The following is a 17,395-nucleotide window of genomic DNA, read 5'->3' as shown; positions in this document are numbered from 1 at the left end:
GATAAATCCTTCTTCCCGGAGCCTAAGGTTTCAATGGGGCGATCAGCGTGGTGATATCGTCGGGGTAGCTGGCCATCAGCCACTGTGCTTTTTCACGGAACAGTGGGTTCTCTGGCCAGGCGCGGGCGGCGCTGACGATATTGACCAAGGCTTTCTTGTCATCCATTTTGTCGATATCTTTCCACGGCCACGGTGTGTCGCTATTAACAAACCCGGCAACGTAGCTGTAGCCCTTGCGCAGGCTGTGATCGTCCAGGCTGAAGTTCCACACGTCGACGCCCGCCACTTCCCCCAGACGTCCCAACTTGTTGTAGGCTTCAAGGTTGAAGTTGCTGTAGTGCCAAGGTCGGGTACGTTCCAGCTCGGCCATCTGGCGGCCTTGATTATCAAACTGGTTGGCAATGCGCCTTAGCTGGGTGATTTGCAGTCGTTGCTTGGCGGCGTCGGTTTGGCCGCTGAACAGGGCAAAAGAGGCGGCCTGTAAGTCAAAGTAGGTGCCGTGGTTGTTATGCCAATTATCTTCCTCAAAGCCGTTCTGGCTGGTGGTCATCCAGTGGTAGAAATCGCCGTACCACTGTTTGAGTTGTTGGTATTCGTGCTCGCTGATAACGTTGGCCGGGCGTAGCAGTTCGATGGCGTCGATCACGTCCACCAACGCGCGGCTGTCAATCAGGCCGATACCACGGCCGTCATTAATCCCTGGGATCGCCTGCGCATATTGCAGGTTCGGATTCATGCGGGTTTGTGGGTTGATAAACCAGTTCAGCAGCTGATCGCGTGCCTTCTGTGCATAGGCCGGGTTTTGGCTGAAGTACCAGGCTAATGCCAAGTTGGAGACGTCATTGCTCATGCCAATCAGCCGTTTTTTGTCGGTAGCATCGCTGTTGGCGTCCGGATTGGTTTCCCCGTCCTTGCGAATATAGGGCAGGCCATCCTTTTTCGTTGGGTCTGGCCACCAATAAGGAGGGAAGCTGTAATAGTCGTGTTTGTCGCCACTGGCGGCGGTCAGGCTTTTGTCCATGACGGAGTACAGCGGCTGCTTGAGGGCGCGATCGGCGGAAGAGATCAGCTTGTTATAGGCACCGACAAACGCGGGGGTTTTCGCCGCCAGCTGTTGCTGGCTGTACTGCAAGTCATCCAGCTTGACGATCTGCGGGTGCGCCTCGGCGGCAAAGGTTCCGCCTGCATGGAATAATGCCGCTATGGTCAATGCCAGCAAAGGTAAACGGGGTAATAAAGCCATTTTTATCGGCAGCATGATTTTCTCCGTCTCTCAGAGGATAGTGTTATTAATTGTAGGTGATTAATATTTCCAGGCGACAAGCCCGGAACAACGCTTATGCTTTTTAAACGTTATTTCTGCTATTTATGTTTAAATTGAAATAATGTTTCAAGGTGCTGGTGACGCAGTTTAAGAGAAGAGTGATAATTTTTTGTGATATACATCAAATTTAACCTTTGCGATGAGAATTGACGTCAAAAATCGGCTTTCGATCACGAAAAACCGGCTTTATCAAATAATTTTTATTCTTAATGCAATAAGTTGAATTTTTTAACGTGCTGTTTTTAATGTAATAATTTAATTTTTGCGTTTTTCGCTCACTTATCGGTGTGACCAACAGCAAAGTTTTTAATTTTGAAACACGATTTCTATTTTATGGCGTTGTATTTAAAAAGGGCATTCGATTTAATGGCTGGGCATTCATTTAAAAATATCTCTACCCTGGTTCACTCCATTTTCGTGATTATCAAACCTCTTAAAAAAAGGATGTGAATAAAATGTCCGTTAGCAAAATTAAATCATTATTGTTGCTATCTGTGCTTGGCCTGGGAGCGACACCGGCTTATGCAGCAGAAACGCTTAATATTTGGATCCGTGCCAGTAACGATTCAAAAAACATTTATGCCAAAGAGGCCGAAACCTTCGAGAAGAAAACCGGCATCAAAATTGAGTATTTCAACGCCACCACCGATTTCGAACAACGCCTGGCCCGCGCTGCGGCGGGGAATGCCTTGCCGGATTTGATCTTCAACGATGCGGTCGCTATTGGGCAGTTTATCCAGCTCGGTATCGTTGAAGAGATTGAGCCGAAGAGCATTGCCGGGCATGACAATCTCTACCCCATCGCCTGGGAAAGTACCCGCTATACCGATGGCAAATATTACGGTGTGCCTACCTCTGCCCAGACCTTTGCCCTGTTTGTACGTAAAGACTGGCGTGAAAAACTGGGGCTGCCTGAACCTAAAACCTGGCAGGACGTGGCTGCGCTGGCCAAAGCCTTCACCACGCAAGATCCGGACGGCAACGGCAAACACGATACCTACGGTTTTCTGCTGCCGGCATCCACCACCCGTGGCTATGCCAGTTGGTTTATGAGCGCATTCCTCTGGCAGGCCGGTGGTGACTTTATCCGCGAATCGGCACCGGGCAAATTTAAAGCCTCGCTCGATGAGCCTGCGGCGGCAGAAACTCTGCAATTTATGCGCAACATGCTGTGCGAAAAAGTGGTGCAGCCTGGTGCCATTAATGCCACGACTGCCGATGTGATCCCGTCATTCCGTTCCGGCCAGACCGGTATGTTCTTTACCGGGCCTTACCATATCGCGCTGTTTGATAAAGATCCGGGCAAGGATAACTTCGAAGTGGTCGCCCTGCAGGGGCCGAAGAGTGGGGCCACGCTGGCGGAAGGGACCACGGTGTTCCTGATGAAGAGCAGCCAGAAGAAAGAGGCCGCCCGGCAGTTCATCGAATTTATGATTTCGAAGGAAGGGCAAGAGATCGGCATGGGCAAAGGCAGCAAAAATATGCCAGTGGTGCGTCTGCCGGTAAATCAGCAGGTCGATATCCAGTCTGTTTACGACGATCCGCGCTGGGCCACCTTCGCCAAGCTGTATACCGAACAGGGCCGCTATGTGCCGCAGGTACCGAACTGGACGCCAATCCGCCAGATCACCGCCGATGGCTTTAACCGCATCCTTGCGGACTGCAATAGCGATATCGCCGCCGAGTTGAAGGCCAGCAACGGCAAGGTCAACGCCGAACTGGCCAAACAGCAGATGCTGGCCGAGTGATCCTCCTGGGCGCCGCAGCTGTGCGGCGTCTTGTTACTCCTTTAGAGCGATGATAACGATGTTAACTTCCCGCCAGAAACGGAACCTGGTGCCGTGGATTTTCCTGGCCCCGGCCTTGGTCATTTTTACCTGGTTTAAATTCATCCCGATGCTGCAAGGCCTGGTGATGAGTTTCTACAAGGTGAATTTCAATCAACAGAACGAGTGGGTCGGGTTTGCCAACTTCTCCCGCGCCTTTGCGGATGCCGAACTGCATGCGGCGGTGTTCAATACCTTCCTGTACGTCATCGTCACCATGGTGGTGGCGGCGGTGCTGGCTTTCTTCCTGGCAATGCTGCTTGAAGGCCCGGCACGCCACTTGCGTTTTATTCGTACCGCCATCTTCCTACCAGCGGTCACCAGTGCCGCGATCGTCGCCGAAATGTGGCGCATCCTGTTCAACCCGACGCCCAATGGCGTGATGAACCAGGTGTTGAGCTGGTTTGGCGTGGCGGATCAAGGCTTCCTGGCGAGTTCCGATCAGGCGCTGTGGGTGATTATGCTGCTGCATATCTGGAAGGCGATCCCCTACAACATGGTGATCTTCATCGCCGGGCTGGCTGGCATCAGCCGCGATCTGTATGACGCCTCCAATGTTGACGGTGCCAACTGGTGGAATCGCCTGCGCTACGTGACCCTGCCCGGCATGATCCCGGCGCTTTCCGTGGTGTTGATGCTCTCGTTTATCCGTGGTTTCCGCGTGTTTGCCGAAGTGTATGCCACTACGGGGGGGGGGCCTTCCAACGCCACCGAAATGATCATGACGCACATCTACAAACTCGGGTTTGAGCAGTTTGACTACGGCTATGCCTCGGCGGTGTCGTTCCTGTTATTCGCCTTCACCGTGCTGTTGACCATTTGTCATCTCACGCTGAAAAAACGCATCGCACGTTATTAAGGAGCCGCTCATGTTAGGTAAACGTTGGGATACCTTTGGCCGCTGGATGATTTATGCCTTGCTGCTGGTGGTATTTGTCGGCCCGTTCTGGGGCATTGTGGCCACCGCGTTCAGCGGTGCACCGGTCAAACCGGGGGAACTGCTGGCGTGGCCGAACCAGTTCTCGCTGGAAAACTGTATCTTCGCCTGGAATGACATCGGCGTTTGGCAATACCTGCTGAACTCGATGGTGGTGGTGTTCTTCGGCACCGTGCTGCAAGTGTCAGTCAGCGCGTTGGCGGCCTATGCGCTGGCACGCAAGAAGTTCGTTGGCGTTTCGCTGGTCAGCCTGGTGATCCTCTCCACCATGATGCTGCCGGAAGAAGTGATCGCCATCCCGCTGTATATGATCATCAACTGGAAGCTGCCGCTGATCGACGCTTCGCTCTATAACACCTATCTCGGCATGATCATGCCGGTAGTGGGCTGGGCGTTCTCCATCTTTGTGCTCAGCGAGTTTATGGCTGCCATTCCCAAAGAGCTGGAAGAGGCGGCGCGTATCGACGGGGCCAACGAATGGCAGATTTTCTTCCACGTCATTTTACCGTTGGTGAAACCGGCGCTGGGCACGGTGGTGACCTTCGGCTTCATCATGATCTGGGACCAGTACCTATTGCCGCTGATCGTGATTAACCGCGACAGCCTGAACACCATCCCGGTGATCCTCGGCACGCTGCGTACCGACGAAAGCATCACCCCGAACATCTTTATTGCCATCACCTTACTGGCGATGCTGCCTAGCATCATCGTTTATCTCGGCCTGCAAAAACATTTCAACCGCGGGATTATGTCCGGCGCGGTCAAAGGATAAGGAGTGACCTATGGGTTCCGTGGTACTGAATAATGTCTGTAAGTCTTATGGCGATGTGCACGTCATCAAAGATGTCTCTCTGACTATTCCGGAGGGTGAGTTTTGCGTGTTGGTTGGCCCCAGCGGCTGCGGAAAATCGACGCTGCTACGGATGATTGCCGGGCTGGAGGAAATCACCGGCGGTAAGGTAGCGATTAACGAAAAAGACGTCACCGACGTAGAACCCAAGCTGCGAGATATCGCGATGGTGTTCCAGAGCTACGCGCTCTATCCGCAAATGTCGGTGCGGGAAAACATGGGCTTTGCGCTGAAAATGGCCAAGTTGCCGAAGGCGGAGATTAAGCGCAAGGTGGAAGATGCGGCGGATCTGCTGGGGTTAGGCGTGCTGCTGGATCGGCTGCCGAAAGATCTCTCCGGCGGTCAGCGCCAGCGGGTGGCTATGGGGCGGGCGATAGTGCGTAATCCGCAGGTGTTCCTGTTCGACGAACCACTCTCCAACCTGGATGCCAAACTGCGTACCCAGGTACGTGGTGAGATCCGCGAGTTGCACCGCCGCCTGAAAACCACCTCGGTCTACGTTACCCACGATCAGATCGAAGCCATGACTATGGGGCAGATGATTGTAGTGCTGCGGGATGGGCGTATTGAACAGGTTGGCACGCCGTTGGAGCTATACGATCGCCCGGCCAACCTGTTCGTAGCCGGTTTTATCGGCTCGCCGGAAATCAATCAGTTAAAGGGTGAAATTGTGATCGCGGGCGATGAAACTCTGCTGCGTCTGGCGGATGATTCGCAGCTGCGTCTGCCTGCGGGGTTGCAGGTGCAGGCGGGGCAAAAAGTGGTGTATGCCATTCGTCCGGAACAGGTCAACGTGGTGGGTGAAAATGAACAGCATGGGGCGCTGCAAGCCACGATTACCGCTATCGAAAATACCGGTTCAGATATGCAGTTGTTCTGTAATACCGGCGGCGGGGCGTTCACTTCGGTATTCAAGCAGCGCCTTGATGTGCAGGAAGGGGAAACGGTGTGGCTACAGCCGAAGCTGGCCGGGATCCATATTTTTGATGCCGCAAGTGGACTGCGCGTGCCTTATCGTGCCGGATAAAGAGAGGGAAAGATGAAGCTGTATACCCTGGACATTGCCAGCCTGGAGCGATCTCAACGGCGGCTACAGCAGCCTTTTTCGCCGCTACAGTCTGCGCTGAGCCAACTGGTGAGCGATGCCGACAAACTGCGCAGGCAACCGTTGGAGACGGTGGTCAATAAAAAGCTGCGCCCGGTCAGTGGCGATCCCCATGACTATTACAGCCTGGGTACTTATTGGTGGCCGAACCCACGGCGACCCAACGGATTACCCTATATTCGGCGTGACGGGCATACCAATCCACAGTGTCAGAACAACGATACCGACACCACGCGGATTATCCGTATGTGTGAGCGTTGCCTGACGTTGGGCTTGGCTTGGTTCTTTACCGGTCAGCGCAATTATGCGTTGGCCGCTGCAGAGCAGATCCGCTGCTGGTTCCTCAATGGCGAAACCCTGATGAACCCGCATCTGAACTACGGCCAGGCGATACCGGGGATTGTTTCCGGGCGGGGTACTGGCCTTATCGACACGCGGTTGATGTGGATGGTGATCGACACCATTGGTTTGATCAGCCCGGCGGGCGTGCTGGATACTGACGATATCATCGGGTTGCATCAGTGGTTCCGGGATTTTAACCACTGGATGTATCACAGCGAGGTCGGCCATTCCGAGTACGTGTGGCACAACAACCATGGTACCTGGTATGACGCGCAGCGCACGGTGAATGCGCTATTTTATGGTGATAAGGGGCTGGTGGCGCGGATTATCCAGCAGGGTATCACCCAGCGGATGGCGGCGCAGATCGACCAGGACGGCAAACAGACCATGGAGCTGGAACGGCCGGTGCCGTTCCATTATTCACTGTTCAACCTGGAGGCCCACCTGTTGCTTAACCGCTATGCCGAACACGTGGAATTTGACCGTTGGAACGAGGTGCGGGACGGCAGGAGTGTCAAGCTGGGGATCGATTATCTGGTGCCGTTTATTGCCGATCCGGAACTTTGGCCGTATAGCGATTTGCAGGGCATTGTCTGGGATAGCGCGCTGCGGCTGTTGCTGCAATCGATTCGCGGTTATCCGCAGGATGCTCCGCGCTATAAAGCGGTGCTGGCGGGTTTAGCGGAAGAGACGCTCGGTTTACGTGAACGGCTGATGTGGTGTTGTTAGATGTTTTTTGGGGTTGGAGTCGTCTGTTTCCCTCACCCTAGCCCTCTCCCAAAAGGAGAGGGGACCGAACGTGCCACAATTTGATTGCAGCATTCACCCTCTGGCAGATCTATCTCTGAGTCTGAACATAGCACCGTATCTGCTCCCTCGCCCTGTGGGAGAGGGTTGGGGTGAGGGGCGATCACTGCTCCTGACCGCCCCAAACGCCCTACAGCTTCACAATCTGCACCAGATTGGTATGTTGCGGATTACCCTTGGCCAACGGGGAAGGGCGGTGGTTGGTCAGAATATTTACGCTGCCGCCGTGATCGACCTTATCGCCAAACATATCCGCCGCCAGCCAGGCACCTTGGCCCATCGCCGTGACGCCCGGCATGATGCGTGGGGTGACTTTCGCCTGAAGCTGCGTTTCGCCCCTGCCGTTAAATACTTTAACCCGATCGCCGTTCATGATGCCGCGCGCCTGGGCATCCAGCGTGTTGATCCACACCTCCTGCGGGCAGGCCTGCTGCAACACATCGATATTGCCGTAGCTGGAATGGGTTCTGGCCTTGTAGTGATAGCCAAACAGTTGCAGCGGGTATTGGCTGCTCAGCGGATCTTCCCAACCTTCAAACCCCGCGGCATACACCGGCAACGGGTGGATGACGTCTTCTTTAGCCAACTCCCAGCTAGCCGCGATCTCTGCCAGCCGCTCGGAGTAAATCTCAATCTTGCCCGATGGCGTTTTTAACGGATTAGCCTGCGGATCTTCTCTGAACTCCTTGAAGGCCACCACGTGTTCTTCCGGGCATTTGCGCTTATAGATGCCGGCGCTTTTCATTTCTTGATAGCTTGGCATCTCCGGGTTGCGTTCACGGGTTTTCTCGCACAGATATTCGATCCACTGCTGCTGGTTGCGGCCCTCGGTGAAGGTCGCTTCGGCCTGTGGCCCAACCCGTTTGGCGACCTCGGAAAGGATTTCGTAAATCGGGCGGCGTTCAAACTTGCGAGTGGTAGCGGGCTGGCCCAGGATCACATAACCCATATTGCCAGCGGACTCATGGGAGATCAGGTCTTCCTGCTCGGTCGGCATTAGATCGGGCAGCAGAATATCGCAGTATTTGGCCGACGAAGTCATAAAGTGCTCGATGCCAACGATCATTTCACACTTGCTGTCATCTTGCAGGATCTGATGGGTGCGGCTGATATCGCCATGCTGGTTGATCAGGGTATTACTGGCGTAGCACCAGATAAACTTGATCGGCACGTCCAGCTTGTCCTTGCCACGAATGCCGTCACGCTTGGCGGTCATCTCTGGGCCACGTATGATGGCATCGGTCCAGGTAAACACCGAAATCTTGGCCTGTACCGGGTTGGTCAGCATGTCGAACCATTCTACGCCCAGATCGAAACTGCCTTCGCGGCAGCCGGTGTTACCGCCGTTGATGCCGACGTTGCCGGTCAGGATCGGTAACATGGCGATGGCTCTGGTCGTTTGTTCACCGTTGGCGTGACGCTGCGGCCCCCAGCCCTGGCAGATATAGGCCGGTTTGGTCATACCGATTTCGCGGGCCAGTTGGATAATGGTGTTGACCGGAATGCCGGTGATGCGTGCCGCCCATTCAGGCGTTTTTGCGATGCCATCATCACCCTGGCCAAGGATATAGGCTTTGTAATGGCCGTTTTTCGGTGCGCTGCTGGGCAGAGTGGTTTCATCATAGCCCACGCAGTATTTATCCAGGAACGGCTGATCCACCAGGTTTTCGCTGATCAACACGTGGGCGATACCTGCCACCAAAGCTGCATCGGTGCCTGGGCGGATTGGCACCCACTGATCTTCCCGGCCACCGGCGGTATCGGTATAGCGCGGATCGATGACAATCATTCGGGCGTTGGAGATGGCCCGAGCCTGTTCCAGATAATAGGTGACGCCACCACCGCTCATACGGGTTTCTGCCGGGTTATTGCCGAACAGGACGACCAGCTTGCTGTTGGCGATATCATCCGGGCTGTTGCCCTGTTGTGCGCCGTACAGATAAGGCATAGCGGCGGTGATCTGCGCGGTGCTGTAACTGCCATAACGGCTGAGGAAGCCGCCGCAGGAGTTCATCAGGCGGTAAGGGACGTTGGAGTTGGTGATGTTGCCGCCGTCGACTCCGGTGCCGTACAGCACGTGTACCGCTTCATTACCGTATTCCGCCAGAGTGTTCTTCAGTTGACCGCTGATAGTGTCCAGCGCTTCTTCCCAACTGATGCGTTTGAATTTGCCTTCGCCACGTTTGCCGACGCGTTTCATCGGGTATTTCAGGCGATCCGGGTGGTTCATGCGGCGGCGGATCGAGCGGCCGCGCAGGCAGGCCCGCACCTGATGATTGCCATATTGGTCGCTGCCGGTATTGTCGGTTTCAACCCAGTAAACTTCGTCATCCCGCACGTGCAGGCGCAGCGCGCAGCGGCTACCGCAGTTAACGGTGCAGGAACTCCAGACCACTTTGTCTGCCTGCTGTTGGGTGTTGGCCTGCGTCTCGGCGGCAGCGGTTTTACGGAAGGGCAAAACCAGCCCTGAGGTGGCAGCTAATAAACAGCCGGTAGCCGAGCCGGTCTTGATGAGCTTACGACGGCTGAATGGGTAATGAAGCAAATCCGGGTTGTTGTTATCGTTCATGATAATGCTCCCTGTGCTGGCCAACCGATACTGCCTGATACGTTGGGTGGTTAATTGGCCAGTAAGCAATGATGTATTAATAGCGCTAACCTGTAGCGAATAAAAACGGCTGCCTTAATCAATTTGGCGTTGATATAAGCCATCCGGCTTTAGCTGCGGGTAATTTGTTCAGCTCGCAGCCTGATTTTTTGATTAACCCTTAATGAGTATACGCGTGCGCAGGACCGAGAGAGTTTGCTTGAGGTCAAGTTTTAGCTTGGCGGCAGATAATAAAGCGGCTTGTTTCCCTTTATCAGCGGCAGGAAGCGAGGTGATCGGACAGAGGTAGCGATCTATAGCATATTTGGTTGGCAAGATTAGGGTATGCCGGTGAATTAAATCCAGCTTTGATACAATATTGTTATGTCCTCATGCAAAATAAACCCCCTGTTTAGCCAGCGACACAGGTATTAGCAAAGTATTTTATTGATTAACTCCCGCGGGATTACCTGCTACCGAAACCCCGCCAGCAGTGAAAGGTGGGCCAACAATGTGGCAAAAGAGCGACATGTTACAACCACTGTATCAGCAACGGCCCCAGCCTATTATTCAGCAACAAAATTATAAACTAAAACGGTATATTACGTGTTTTCCTACCCCAGCCTTTCCTATACTTGTTGCCGAGGTCCAGCCCAGGCAAGGCCTGCATGCAGGAGTCCTGGAGGGTAATCATTAATGGTTACAAAATAGCGAGGACTATCATCTTATTAAGCTTGCTGTTTGTCTTGTTTTTTTTAGCCGCTAAATGAAGCTTTAATATCAGTGAGTGTATTTTGCTCTATAGCGGGTGAAATTTGTTTAAGGTCAAGGTTTGGTGTTTGGTTACATAAAAACACGCCATCCGGCAGACAGCTTGATAGATAATGTTGCGATTGATGGCAGGGAGTTATAGCTGGAGTGTTGATCACCAATGCACTCATCAACTTAAATCGCTTGGCAGGAATAGGTAAAACACTGATCCTCTTTCGCTAGGTAATGATTAAAAGATATTAATCATTGGTAGGAAGATTGGTATTTTAATATTTAAAGGATAATGAGATTTATTGTTATTTAAATACGGGCGTAAATAAGGCTTGCCAGGAAAATATGCAAGAAAAATATTTTTTGCTGAAGCGATTTTTCTCATGTTACGGAAATATTAATCCTTACCTCACTAAAGGTTGATGAAGATCAACTCCGGGTAGCCTAAAAATAACAATATATTAACCACCCGCACACTGTGTTTACGGGCTTGCATGTCGGTTATCAACAGGGGAAACATAATAATGATAAGGGAAAATCAAACATTTTTCCGGGAAGGCGTGAACCGCCGCGATTTTATGAAGCTATGTGCGGCACTGGCCGCCACGATGGGGCTTAGCACCAAGGCCGCCGCCGAAATAGCCCACTCGGTAGGCTCGCCACAGCGGCCACCGGTTATCTGGATCGGTGCTCAGGAATGTACCGGTTGCACGGAGTCCTTGTTGCGGGCCACTCATCCCACGATCGAGAATCTGTTGCTGGATGTGGTTTCGATGGAATACCACGAAGTCCTCTCTGCCGCGTTCGGGGAACAGGCAGAAGAGAACAAGCACCGTGCGATTGAGCAGTACAAGGGCAAATACGTGCTGGTGGTCGACGGGTCCATTCCGATGAAGGATGGCGGCGTTTACTGCATGGTGGCCGGTAAGCCGATCGTTGAGCATATCCGTAATGCGGCGGAACACGCCGCTGCGGTGATCGCCATCGGTTCTTGCGCCGCCTGGGGCGGTGTTGCCGCCAGCGGTCCAAATCCGACCGGTGCGGTCAGCCTGCAAGAGATTTTGCCAGGCAAAACCGTGATCAATATCCCCGGCTGCCCGCCAAACCCGCACAACTTCCTGGCGACGGTGGCCCACATCATCACCTATCAACGGCCACCGAAGCTGGATGCCAAAAATCGACCTGACTTTGCCTACGCCCGCCTGATCCATGAAAACTGCGAGCGTCGCCCGCATTTTGACGCCGGGCGCTTCGCCAAACAGTTTGGTGATGACGGCCATCGGCAGGGGTGGTGCCTGTATCACCTTGGCTGCAAAGGGCCGGAAACCTACGGTAACTGCTCAACGCTGGAGTTCTGTGACGTGGGCGGTGGCATCTGGCCGGTCGGGATCGGCCACCCTTGCTACGGCTGCAACGAGCAGGGCGTCGGCTTTAGCAAAGGGATCGCCCAGTTGGCCAGCGTCGAAAATCCTACCCCGCGCAACGCCAAACCCGAGGTGCTTAGCGCTGAAGGTGGGCACGTCAGCCCAACGGCGATGGGATTGCTTGGCGGCGTGGTCGGCCTGGTCGCCGGTGTCAGCCTGATGGCGGTGAAAGAGCTGGGGCGGCAGCAGAAAACGCAGCGTAAAGATGACGAGCAGCCGCCAAGCAAGGAGTGAGCCGTGAATCGACGTAACTTTATCAAACTGACTTGCGGCGGCGCGATGCTGGCAGGGGTTGCTCCTGCGGCGCAGGCCGGGGCGGAGAACAAGCCGCCAATCCCCAATTCGCTAGGCATGCTGTATGACTCGACGTTATGTGTAGGTTGTCAGGCCTGCGTCAGCCAGTGCCAGCGTATCAACCATACCGATGAACCGCATGGGGAAACCTATGCCTATGCGGGTACCGAAGCGACCTGGTCGAACAACGACAAGCTCAGCCCCTACACCAACAATATTATCCAGGTGTGGACCAGCGGAGACGGCAAACACAAAGATCAGGTGGACAACGGCTACGCCTATATTAAAAAGCAGTGCATGCACTGTGTCGATCCCAACTGCGTTTCCGTCTGCCCGGTGCAGGCGCTGCATAAAGATGCCAAAACCGGCATCGTGCATTACAACCCGGATGTCTGTACCGGTTGCCGCTATTGCATGGTGGGTTGCCCGTTCAACGTACCGAAATACGACTACGACAACCCGTTCGGCAAGATCCACAAATGCGAACTCTGTAATCAAAAAGGGGTTGCTCGACTGGATCAGGGGGGGTTGCCAGGCTGTGTTGAGGTCTGCCCAACCGGAGCGGTGATCTTTGGCACCCGCGAGCAGTTAATGGCCGAGGCCAAACAGCGTCTGGCAAGCAAGCCAGGTGAAAATTACCGTTACCCACGCCAAACCCTGCAAGGAAACGACCGTTACGAACACCCGGTGCCACATTACCAACCGCACCTGTATGGCGAGCATGAGGGCGGCGGAACGCAAGTGCTGGTGCTGACCGGCGTGCCTTTCGAAAATCTCGACTTGCCAGCGCTGGAGGAGTTGTCTACCGGTGCGCGCTCCGAGCATATCCAGCACACGCTGTATAAAGGCATGGTGTTACCGTTTGCCGCGTTGGCCGGGATCACTTTCCTGGTGCAGCGCAATCAGCGTAACGAGCGTCAGGACAAGAAGGAAGATGAACATGACGACGCATAAAACGCAGCCACTCGGCGGGCGGTTGGTGAGCTGGCCGGTCATGCTGTTGGCACCTTTTGTGGTGCTGTGCCTGTTGCTGATCCTCAAACGCTTGGTGATGGGGTTAGGCGATGTTTCCGATCTGAACGGCGGCTATCCCTGGGGGATCTGGATCGCTTTCGATCTGCTGGTGGGCACCGGTTTGGCCTGCGGTGGCTGGGCGTTAGCCTGGGCGGTGTACGTGTTCAACCGGGGGGAGTACCATCCGCTGGTGCGGCCAGCGCTGTTAGCCAGCCTGTTCGGCTATTCGCTGGGTGGGCTGTCGATCACCATCGACGTCGGTCGTTACTGGAACCTGCCTTACTTCTATATTCCCGGCCATTTCAACACCTCCTCGGTGCTGTTTGAAACCGCGGTCTGTATGACGATCTACGTTGGCATAGTGGCGCTGGAGTTCGCCCCGGCGCTGCTGGAGCGGCTGGGCTGGAAGGTATCGCTCAAACGGCTCAATAAAGTGATGTTCCTGGTGATCGCACTGGGTGCATTACTGCCAACGATGCACCAGTCCTCCATGGGGTCGCTGATGATTGCTGCGGGGATCAAAATCCATCCGCTGTGGCAAAGTTACGAAATGCTACCGCTGTTCTCCCTGTTGACCGCGGGCATTCTGGGCTTCTCGATTGTGATTTTCGAAGGTTCGCTGGTGCAGGCCGGGTTACGGGGCAAAGGGCCGGAAGAAACGCCGCTGTTTGCCCGCATGACCTACATCATCGACGTGTTTTTGCTGCTGTTTATCGTGTTGCGCTTCGGGGAACTGATCTGGCGCGGCAAAACGGCCTATCTGTGGCATCTCGATCGCTTTGCCATCTCGTTCTGGGTGGAAATATTGCTGATGCTGGTACCGCTGCTGATGTTCCGCTGGAAGCGTAACCGCCGCAACTCACGCCTGCTGTTCCTCGGCGCGCTGAGCATGGTGTGCGGAGCGTCGTTCTGGCGGTTGAATTACGCGTTGCTGGCCTACGACCCAGGCAATGGCTACCACTATTTCCCGACGGCCAGCGAACTGCTGATCTCCATCGGTTTTGTGGCAATTGAAGTTTGTGCGTACATCCTGTTGATCCGGTTGTTACCGGTGCTGCCTGCGCATCAACATAAGAATGAAAACAACCAGTTAGAGGTAGAGCATGAGCCAACGCATCACCATTGATCCCGTCACCCGTATTGAGGGCCACCTGCGTATCGACTGTGAAATCGAAGACGGCAAGGTGGTGAAAGCCTGGTCATCCGGCACCATGTGGCGCGGTATGGAAGAGATTTTGCAAGGTAACGACCCGCGGGATGCGTGGATGATCGTCCAGCGGATCTGCGGCGTGTGCACCACCATTCACGCACTGGCTTCGGTGCGGACGGTGGAAAATGCATTGGGGATGGAGATACCGGTCAATGCCCAGTACATCCGCAATATCATTGCCGCCGCTCACAGCATCCACGACCATATCGTGCATTTTTATCAGCTCTCAGCACTGGACTGGGTGGACGTCACCTCGGCCCTGAAAGCGGATCCGCAGAAGGCTGCCGATTTGCTGAGTGGCCTGTCCAGTTGGCCGCTAAATAGCGCTGCCGAGTTCAGCCGAGTTCAGCAGAAAATCAAGGATCTGGTCGCCAGCGGCCAACTGGGGATCTTCGCCAATGGCTACTGGGGGCATCCGGCAATGGCGTTACCGCCGGAGATTAACCTGATCGCCGTCGCCCACTATTTGCAGGCGCTGGAATGCCAGCGTGATGCCAACCGGGTGGTGGCGATACTGGGTGGCAAAACGCCGCATATCCAGAACCTGGCGGTGGGCGGGGTAGCTAACCCGATCAACCTCGATGCGCCTAGCGTATTGAACCTCGAACGGCTGATGTATCTGAAAACCTTTATCGATCGCCTGGGTGACTTTATTGAACAGGTTTATCTGGTGGACAGCGCGGTGATCGCAGCGCATTACCCGGAGTGGCTAACCATCGGTAAAGGTGCGGACTGCTATCTCTGCGTGCCGGAGTTACCCATCGACCGTAAAGGTGACCAGTTCCTGATGCCGGGGGGTTACCTAGAAAACGGCAAGTTCAGACCGATTGCCAACCAGCGCGATGAATATCTGATCAAGGGCATTCAGGAGAGCGGCAAGCACGCCTGGTATCAGGACGATGAACCACTGGCACCGTGGGAAGGGCTGACCCGGCCCAAATACACCGGCTGGCAGGAAGATGGCAAATACTCCTGGGTGAAGGCACCTACCTTTTACGGCAAGGCGGTAGAAATGGGGCCGTTGGCCTGGCTGATGTGTACCCTGCAAGCCGAGCATCCACCTACCCAGAAATATTTTGCCAAGGCCAACAGTTACTACCAGGCCCTGACCGGCAAAGCATTAACCGCCGATCAACTGCCATCTACCTTAGGCCGTATTGTCGGGCGTACGGTGCATGCCTGTGTGCTGCATGAAACCCTGGGCCAACAGTGGCAGGCGCTGGTGAGCAACATCGGCAGCGGCGACCATGAAACCTTTATTCCACCGAATATCCCGCTGACCGGTGAGATCCGCGGTGTGGGCTTTATCGAAGCTCCGCGCGGCGCATTGTCGCACTGGATCGTGATCAAAGACGGCAAGATCGCCAACTATCAGGCGGTAGTGCCTTCAACCTGGAACGCCGGGCCACGCAACTTTAACGATGAACCCGGCCCATACGAGCGTTCGCTGGTTGGCACACCGGTGGCCGATCCCAGCAAGCCGCTTGAAGTGGTGCGCACCATCCACTCGTTCGACCCGTGCATGTCCTGTGCGGTACATATTGTGGATACCACTGGCAATGAAGTGACCAGGGTCAAGGTGTTGTAATGCGAATTTTGATATTAGGCATAGGTAATCTGTTGTTGGGCGATGAGGCGGTGGGTGTGCGCATCGTCGAAGCCCTCGAACAGCGCTATCGCTTGCCAGCCCATGTCGAGGTGCTGGACGGTGGTACCTCGGGGATGGAGCTGATGGAAATCATGGCCGATCGCGATCACTTGATAGTTGCGGACGCGGTGCTGACCGGTGCTGCACCAGGCAGCATTGCCGTGTTGTACGACGAGGAAATCCCGGCGCTGTTCACCCGTAAGGTGTCGCCCCATCAACTGGGGCTTTCCGATGTGCTGATGGCGCTGCGGCTGACGGACGAGTTTCCTCGTCGGCTCACCCTGGTGGGCGTGGTGCCAGAGTCGTTGGAGCCCGGCATTGGTTTGACAACAGTGGTCAGTCAAGCGATTGAGCCCGCATTGGCTCAGATCTTGCTAGCGCTGCAAGAGAGCGGTGTGGTGGCGGAGCGAAAAGAGGTGGCCAATGCAGACTGTGGCTAACGGTTTTGCGCTCAATCCCTGCGCATTGTTGGAAGCCGCCTTTCAGGCGGTCGCCGACGGAGGGATGCAGGACTTGCCGTTTTCCCAACCGCAAATCCCAGTGCGCGCCTGCGGCTTTCAACTGTTTGAACAGCAGTGGGTTGGCACTTTGCTCACGCCGTGGATGCTCAGCCTGCTGGTGTTACCCGGCCCTGAACAGCAATGGGAACCTCGCGCCGTGGGGGACAAACTGGCGTTGAGCCTGCCTTGCGGCAGCGTACGGTTTATCGTCGGTGAGGTTGAGGGCTGCGGGCAATATCTGGCCTGTTCACTGATGTCACCATTGGATCGACATCTGGGAGCCGAACAGGCGCTGGCGTTGGCACAACAGAGCGCGCGGATGGCACTTTCGTTACCGGTGGTGGATGGCAACATCCCCAGCAACCCGGGGCGCAGGGCGCTATTCCGCCTGCCGCAGGGAACGGCGTAGATGCATGAAATCAGCCTGTGCCTGAGTGCGATGGAATTGATTGAGCAGCAGGCTCGGCAGCACGGTGCCAAACGGGTGACGGCGGTGTGGCTGGAAATTGGGGCGCTCTCCTGCATTGAGGAGCATGCGCTGCGTTTCAGCTTTGCCTCGGCCGCTCACCATACGTTGGCGGAAGGCTGCCAATTGGAAATTGAATACCTACCGGCCCGCGCCTGGTGCTGGACCTGCAGCATGAGCGTGCTGATTGAAAAACATGATGAAGGCTGTCCACAGTGCGGCGGCCACCAGCTGCGTGTCGAGAGCGGTGACAGCCTGCGGCTAAAGCAGTTGGAAGTGGAATAATTTTGAGGAGTGAA

Annotated in this window: 14 protein-coding genes; 12 read left to right on the top strand and 2 right to left on the bottom strand. The window is 55.0% G+C overall.

The genetic code is table 11. The features are described from left to right. Window positions 1-22 precede the first annotated feature (22 nt). Window positions 23-1,243, bottom strand: a complete 1,221-nt coding sequence (locus U869_RS0124835; RefSeq protein ID WP_025121467.1) for an alginate lyase family protein — start codon at window positions 1,241-1,243, stop codon at window positions 23-25. Between the two features lie 536 nt (window positions 1,244-1,779). On the opposite strand from U869_RS0124835, the gene U869_RS0124830 reads away from it, so the two are divergent. From U869_RS0124830 to U869_RS0124810, 5 genes are read left to right on the top strand one after another with little or no spacing between them, the layout of a single operon-like run. Beyond that, a complete protein-coding gene (locus U869_RS0124830) occupies window positions 1,780-3,072 on the top strand; it encodes a sugar ABC transporter substrate-binding protein (RefSeq protein ID WP_025121466.1) in 1,293 nt (430 codons plus the stop codon). 49 nt (window positions 3,073-3,121) lie between these two features. Further along, window positions 3,122-4,009 carry a carbohydrate ABC transporter permease gene (locus tag U869_RS0124825; RefSeq protein WP_025121465.1) on the top strand — a complete coding sequence of 296 codons (888 nt, stop codon included), beginning with the start codon at window positions 3,122-3,124 and terminating at the stop codon, window positions 4,007-4,009. 10 nt (window positions 4,010-4,019) lie between these two features. Beyond that, complete coding sequence (locus tag U869_RS0124820) at window positions 4,020-4,859, top strand: carbohydrate ABC transporter permease (RefSeq protein WP_025121464.1); 840 nt, start codon at window positions 4,020-4,022, stop codon at window positions 4,857-4,859. Window positions 4,860-4,869: 10 nt separating this feature from the next. Next, the gene (locus U869_RS0124815; RefSeq protein ID WP_025121463.1) at window positions 4,870-5,964 is read left to right on the top strand and encodes an ABC transporter ATP-binding protein; all 1,095 of its coding nucleotides are present in this window, start codon (window positions 4,870-4,872) and stop codon (window positions 5,962-5,964) included. Between the two features lie 12 nt (window positions 5,965-5,976). Next, on the top strand, window positions 5,977-7,113 hold the full coding sequence (locus tag U869_RS0124810; RefSeq protein WP_025121462.1) for an alginate lyase family protein: 1,137 nt from the start codon (window positions 5,977-5,979) through the stop codon (window positions 7,111-7,113). Window positions 7,114-7,321: 208 nt separating this feature from the next. Here U869_RS0124810 and ynfF read toward each other — a convergent pair whose 3' ends face one another. Further along, window positions 7,322-9,760 (bottom strand): selenate/tellurate reductase subunit YnfF, encoded by a 2,439-nt coding sequence (gene ynfF / locus U869_RS0124805; RefSeq protein WP_025121461.1) that lies wholly within the window; start codon window positions 9,758-9,760, stop codon window positions 7,322-7,324. A gap of 1,304 nt (window positions 9,761-11,064) precedes the next feature. Between ynfF and hybO the strand changes: the two genes are divergently transcribed. The 7 genes from hybO to hypA are packed head-to-tail and all read left to right on the top strand — an operon-like array spanning window position 11,065 to window position 17,381. Continuing rightward, window positions 11,065-12,198 carry a hydrogenase 2 small subunit gene (gene hybO, locus U869_RS0124795; RefSeq protein WP_025121460.1) on the top strand — a complete coding sequence of 378 codons (1,134 nt, stop codon included), beginning with the start codon at window positions 11,065-11,067 and terminating at the stop codon, window positions 12,196-12,198. Between the two features lie 3 nt (window positions 12,199-12,201). Beyond that, window positions 12,202-13,212 (top strand): hydrogenase 2 operon protein HybA, encoded by a 1,011-nt coding sequence (hybA, locus tag U869_RS0124790; RefSeq protein ID WP_025121459.1) that lies wholly within the window; start codon window positions 12,202-12,204, stop codon window positions 13,210-13,212. Next, window positions 13,199-14,398: a Ni/Fe-hydrogenase cytochrome b subunit gene (hybB, locus tag U869_RS0124785; protein ID WP_025121458.1), complete on the top strand. Its 1,200-nt coding sequence runs from the start codon at window positions 13,199-13,201 to the stop codon at window positions 14,396-14,398. Before hybA ends, hybB begins: the two co-directional genes overlap by 14 nt. Then, window positions 14,376-16,070 (top strand): hydrogenase 2 large subunit, encoded by a 1,695-nt coding sequence (gene hybC, locus U869_RS0124780; protein ID WP_025121457.1) that lies wholly within the window; start codon window positions 14,376-14,378, stop codon window positions 16,068-16,070. Before hybB ends, hybC begins: the two co-directional genes overlap by 23 nt. After that, complete coding sequence (locus tag U869_RS0124775; RefSeq protein WP_025121456.1) at window positions 16,070-16,570, top strand: HyaD/HybD family hydrogenase maturation endopeptidase; 501 nt, start codon at window positions 16,070-16,072, stop codon at window positions 16,568-16,570. The genes hybC and U869_RS0124775 overlap by 1 nt, the downstream gene beginning before the upstream one ends. After that, window positions 16,554-17,039, top strand: coding sequence for a hydrogenase-2 assembly chaperone (gene hybE, locus U869_RS0124770; protein ID WP_025121455.1), 486 nt, complete (start codon window positions 16,554-16,556; stop codon window positions 17,037-17,039). The genes U869_RS0124775 and hybE overlap by 17 nt, the downstream gene beginning before the upstream one ends. Beyond that, entirely contained in the window at window positions 17,040-17,381 is a 342-nt protein-coding gene (gene hypA / locus U869_RS0124765) for a hydrogenase maturation nickel metallochaperone HypA (protein WP_025121454.1), read from the top strand. Window positions 17,382-17,395 lie beyond the last annotated feature (14 nt).

This window comes from Serratia sp. H1w (genome assembly GCF_000633355.1).
In the GTDB taxonomy this organism is placed as follows: domain Bacteria; phylum Pseudomonadota; class Gammaproteobacteria; order Enterobacterales; family Enterobacteriaceae; genus Chania.
Note: the sequence above shows the minus strand (reverse complement) of the source record. Positions and strands in the feature narration are given on the sequence as shown.

Excerpts from the sequence above, each read along its gene's own strand:
- U869_RS0124820 (WP_025121464.1), top strand. The coding sequence starts at position 4,020 with ATGTTAGGTAAACGTTGGGATACCTTTGGCCGCTGGATGATTTATGCC.
- U869_RS0124830 (WP_025121466.1), top strand. The coding sequence starts at position 1,780 with ATGTCCGTTAGCAAAATTAAATCATTATTGTTGCTATCTGTGCTTGGC.
- U869_RS0124825 (WP_025121465.1), top strand. The coding sequence starts at position 3,122 with ATGATAACGATGTTAACTTCCCGCCAGAAACGGAACCTGGTGCCGTGG.
- hybC (WP_025121457.1), top strand. The coding sequence starts at position 14,376 with ATGAGCCAACGCATCACCATTGATCCCGTCACCCGTATTGAGGGCCAC.
- U869_RS0124810 (WP_025121462.1), top strand. The coding sequence starts at position 5,977 with ATGAAGCTGTATACCCTGGACATTGCCAGCCTGGAGCGATCTCAACGG.
- hybB (WP_025121458.1), top strand. The coding sequence starts at position 13,199 with ATGACGACGCATAAAACGCAGCCACTCGGCGGGCGGTTGGTGAGCTGG.
- U869_RS0124775 (WP_025121456.1), top strand. The coding sequence starts at position 16,070 with ATGCGAATTTTGATATTAGGCATAGGTAATCTGTTGTTGGGCGATGAG.
- U869_RS0124835 (WP_025121467.1), bottom strand. The coding sequence starts at position 1,243 with ATGGCTTTATTACCCCGTTTACCTTTGCTGGCATTGACCATAGCGGCA.
- hybE (WP_025121455.1), top strand. The coding sequence starts at position 16,554 with ATGCAGACTGTGGCTAACGGTTTTGCGCTCAATCCCTGCGCATTGTTG.
- ynfF (WP_025121461.1), bottom strand. The coding sequence starts at position 9,760 with ATGAACGATAACAACAACCCGGATTTGCTTCATTACCCATTCAGCCGT.
- hybO (WP_025121460.1), top strand. The coding sequence starts at position 11,065 with ATGATAAGGGAAAATCAAACATTTTTCCGGGAAGGCGTGAACCGCCGC.
- U869_RS0124815 (WP_025121463.1), top strand. The coding sequence starts at position 4,870 with ATGGGTTCCGTGGTACTGAATAATGTCTGTAAGTCTTATGGCGATGTG.
- hypA (WP_025121454.1), top strand. The coding sequence starts at position 17,040 with ATGCATGAAATCAGCCTGTGCCTGAGTGCGATGGAATTGATTGAGCAG.